The organism is Enterocloster sp. (genome assembly GCF_057861365.1).
Genome location: NZ_DBMACH010000035.1, coordinates 1 through 3719 on the forward strand (window position 1 = coordinate 1; position 3719 = coordinate 3719).

The 3719-nt window shown below is 46.1% G+C and carries 5 protein-coding genes; 4 read left to right on the plus strand and 1 reads right to left on the minus strand.

Annotation, left to right across the window (positions count from 1 at the left end; all coding sequences use genetic code 11):
• The first annotated feature begins 173 nt into the window (after positions 1-173).
• From ACZM6M_RS17560 to ACZM6M_RS17575, 4 genes are all read left to right on the plus strand, one after another.
• Positions 174-446: a helix-turn-helix domain-containing protein gene (locus ACZM6M_RS17560; protein ID WP_009274451.1), complete on the plus strand. Its 273-nt coding sequence runs from the start codon at positions 174-176 to the stop codon at positions 444-446.
• Entirely contained in the window at positions 406-783 is a 378-nt protein-coding gene (locus tag ACZM6M_RS17565) for a TnpV protein (RefSeq protein ID WP_009274452.1), read from the plus strand. The genes ACZM6M_RS17560 and ACZM6M_RS17565 overlap by 41 nt, the downstream gene beginning before the upstream one ends.
• A 116-nt stretch (positions 784-899) precedes the next feature.
• Positions 900-1334: a MarR family winged helix-turn-helix transcriptional regulator gene (locus tag ACZM6M_RS17570; protein ID WP_009274453.1), complete on the plus strand. Its 435-nt coding sequence runs from the start codon at positions 900-902 to the stop codon at positions 1332-1334.
• On the plus strand, positions 1327-2628 hold the full coding sequence (locus tag ACZM6M_RS17575; RefSeq protein WP_003020289.1) for an MATE family efflux transporter: 1302 nt from the start codon (positions 1327-1329) through the stop codon (positions 2626-2628). The genes ACZM6M_RS17570 and ACZM6M_RS17575 overlap by 8 nt, the downstream gene beginning before the upstream one ends.
• A gap of 93 nt (positions 2629-2721) precedes the next feature.
• On the opposite strand, the gene ACZM6M_RS17580 is transcribed toward ACZM6M_RS17575, so the two are convergent.
• Positions 2722-3528 carry a helix-turn-helix domain-containing protein gene (locus ACZM6M_RS17580; RefSeq protein WP_117804813.1) on the minus strand — a complete coding sequence of 269 codons (807 nt, stop codon included), beginning with the start codon at positions 3526-3528 and terminating at the stop codon, positions 2722-2724.
• Positions 3529-3719 lie beyond the last annotated feature (191 nt).

The window sequence follows — 3719 nt, forward strand, 5'->3', positions numbered from 1 at the left end:
CAGTTCATGGCTAATTAAAGGGAACAAAAAGAAAGGAAAAGCACAATCCAGACGGTATCAGCGGCAGTCCACAAGAATAAATTGTGATTTCACAAGATTGGTGCTATAATAAGAGAAAAGTTCCTGCCGGGGCAGCCGCCCCGGTGGTATGGATAGGAAGGCGGGAAAGCAATATGCACATCAGCTATAAACCACTCTGGCATACACTGTTAGAGCGTGATATGAGAAAAGAAGATTTAAGGCTTGCTGCTGGTATGACAACGAATATGATTGCCAACATGAGCAAAGAGGGAAAGCACATCAGCATGGATACATTAGCCCGTATCTGCGAAACGCTGAATTGTGAGATTACCGATGTGATTGAGTTAGTATCAGACGAGCCTGCTTCCACAGGAGGTAAGGAGCATGAGCGAATTGAAACCAAGAATAACGGAAAACGGAATTGATTATATCCTTGTCGGAGATTACTATATCCCAGATTTGAAGCTGCCGGAGGAACATCGCCCTATCGGAAAGTACGGACGGATGCACCGGGAGTATTTAAGAGAAGTCCACCCAGCCAAATTGAACACCTTGACCTTGACAGGGGAGTTATGGACATACCTTGCAGACCTGAACGAACAGGCACAGGAACGGTTAGACACCATCATGGAGCAGATGAAAGATGCCGAGGGCGTGACCGAGGAATTGAAACGAACCCAACAAATGGAATGGGTGCGGCGTTGCAATAACATTCACAACCGGGCAGAAGAAATTATTTTGCAAGAGATGATTTATTCATAACGGTATGGTAGAATGATTATGACAAATAAGAATTTTTTGCTCCATACGCCCTTGACAATAGTCCTTACAATATACTATAATAGTGTTTGTAAATACTATTTGTAAGAGGAGGACTTATGGAAAACAATCATTTTAACGTTGCGTGGGCGAAAAGCACTGCGCTATATACAAAAGCAGCTTCAGTACTTGGCATCGGATACCCGGAAATGATGGTGCTGTATGCGCTGGAATCCATGGGAGAACTGACGCAAAAGCAGATCGCAGAGAATTTCGGTATGCAAAAACAGACGGTTCATACGGTCGTGAGCGCACTTCAAAAGAAGGGCTATTTACTGTTGGAGGCCAGCGAGGGCGATAAACGTGAGAAGCGGATCGTCTTGACTGAAAGCGGACAGGTATACGCCCACAGAATGATTGCGCCTTTACGAAAAGCCGAGGAGAAGGTTTATAGAACAATCGGGAACGAACGGCTCCAAGCCATGTGTGAAATTCTTGACCTTTTCAATCTTCTCTTTGAAAGAGAGCTGAGAGGAGGTCTGGGCAGTGAATAACAAGCGGACTTTCTTTCAGTATGTGATTCCGTCCGTGTTATCCTTTGCGCTTTCCGGGGTGTATGCCATCGTTGACGGTTTCTTTGTAGGCAACTCAATCGGGGATGCCGGACTTTCCGCAATCAACATTGCATATCCCATCACGGCGGTCCTGCAATCCGTAGGGACAGGAATCGGAATGGGCGGTTCAGTCAAATACTCCATTCTGAAAGCAGCAGGAAATGAGAAAAAAGCACGGGAGTTCGTTGCCGGTGCAACATGGCTGATGCTTCTTTTCAGCGCTGTCCTGACTGTCACCGTTTTCTTCACTTCAGAGAAAATCCTTTCTGCCCTTGGTGCATCGGGCGAGTTGCTTACTCTGGGAAATGAGTATATCAAGGTAATTGCCCTTGGAGCGATTTTACAGGTGTTCGGCACCGGACTGGTTCCGTTTATGCGTAATTACGGCGGTTCTTTGTGGGCAATGATCGCTATGATCTGCGGCTTTGCTACCAATGTTGCTCTTGACTATACTTTTGTGTGGGTTCTTGGACGGGGCATGTACGGTGCGGCATTGGCGACCATTATTGGGCAGGGAGTTACCATGGCGGTTGCACTCGTGTATTGCGCCATCAAAAAGAACCTCACTCTGAAAATCGCACCTGTTGATACCCCGAAAACGGCATTTCAGATATTAAAAATCGGACTTGCTCCATTTGGCTTGACCCTTGCCCCAAATATCTCTCTTGTGATCATCAACCGATTTTCGGTTTATTATGGCGGACAGGAGGCTATCGCCACCTATGCCTGTATCTCCTATATCATCTGCATTGTTTATCTTCTTTTGCAGGGTGTCGGTGATGGTAGCCAGCCGCTCATGAGTCAGTTCTACGGAGCAGGCGAAGAAAAATCGCTCAAACAAACCAAAACGCTGGCGTATGAATTTTCCATGGTTTTGGCGGTAATCAGTGCGATTCTGATTTACCTGCTCCGTGGAAAGATTGGACTACTGTTCGGTTCATCTGCCGAGGTAAACGCAGGGGTCATAAAGGTCATGCCGATCTTCCTTGTGTCGGTTCCGTTTGACGCCATCACACGAGTTTCCGCGGCGGCTTTCTACGCAACCGAAAAAAGTGTGCTGTCCTATGTTCTGACCTTTATCGAACCCATCATCATGCTGGTGTTGATGCTGATGCTGCCGCCGGTGTTTGGCGGTCAAATCACGATTTGGTGGAGCGCCGTATTTGCAAAGGTCATTACCGCATCAGTAAGCATTGTGCTGTCCGTTAGATACAGCGCACAAAGAAATCGATAACTTCCAGTTTATCGTTCTGATTTTCAACTGAATAACCACAGTAAAAACCGCTGCTACATGGAAGCTAACAAACCATGCAACAGCGGTTTTTCTTTACCGTTTTTTCCTTTGGCTGATAGGCGTTCCCATTTTCTTTGATTTTTTGAGAATCCGAATGAGCCAGCGAAATTCTTCATCTGACAGATTTTTATAGTTGATACCGAGCTGCTTGCAGTAAAGGACAACGAGCTTTTCATCCCGACTGCCCTTGAAATTTTCGACCGCTTCCAGATTTTCTTTCAGTTCATCGGCAACGGTGGTCTGGGGCGCACTCTCACTGTCCTTTTTGTGAGTTTCCCGAATATCCCGGATAATGAGATTGAGGTCATCCAGAACCATGTGGCTGAAATATTCATCATCGCTGATATGGGCGGCTTGCAGCACTTTCAAATGCGGGTCATCTTCGCCGGGGCGATACCGTTCAATGATTTCATGCCGGACGGTATCGACAAGTGCATTGAGATTTTGAATCTGCATGGTGGCAATCCCGTCCACATAAATCTCAATGTCTGCAAGAAACTTGATAAAATCTTTATGTGTGGCAAGCTCACAGAGCAGACGGTTGTTAATCCGACCGCTTTTCAGGAGAGCAACCATCTCATCATTCAAATGCAGCTCCGTCAATGACGTGTTGATCTGCTCCCTGTTCTCTGTCCGGCACAGTAGATAATCAACGGAAACCCCATAGAAGTCTGCCAGCGTGATAAGGTTGCCATGATTGATTTCCTTAAAATCCTCTTTTTCATAACTTCCGAGAGCAGATTTGGAAATACCCGTCAGCTTTGATAATTCTTCCAGATTTAAGCCTTTATCCTTGCGGAGTTCCCAAAGGCGTTCCTGTATGCTTGTTGCTCCTTTCATGGGCGCACGCTCCTTTCCAACGGTTTCATTGCTGTCGCTTAACTGGATTATATCACACTTTCCGCAATCGTGGAAATTTCCGCTTTTTATCCTTAATTCCTACTTTGTGGACATACGGCACAGGGCACAAAAATGTTCTATGATACAGGTAGTTCATCGATGGATTATTCCAATCGAATGACCAGCCTGTG

Coding starts and splice junctions, on each gene's coding strand:
- ACZM6M_RS17560 (WP_009274451.1), top strand. CDS start 174: ATGCACATCAGCTATAAACCACTCTGGCATACACTGTTAGAGCGTGAT.
- ACZM6M_RS17565 (WP_009274452.1), top strand. CDS start 406: ATGAGCGAATTGAAACCAAGAATAACGGAAAACGGAATTGATTATATC.
- ACZM6M_RS17570 (WP_009274453.1), top strand. CDS start 900: ATGGAAAACAATCATTTTAACGTTGCGTGGGCGAAAAGCACTGCGCTA.
- ACZM6M_RS17580 (WP_117804813.1), bottom strand. CDS start 3,528: ATGAAAGGAGCAACAAGCATACAGGAACGCCTTTGGGAACTCCGCAAG.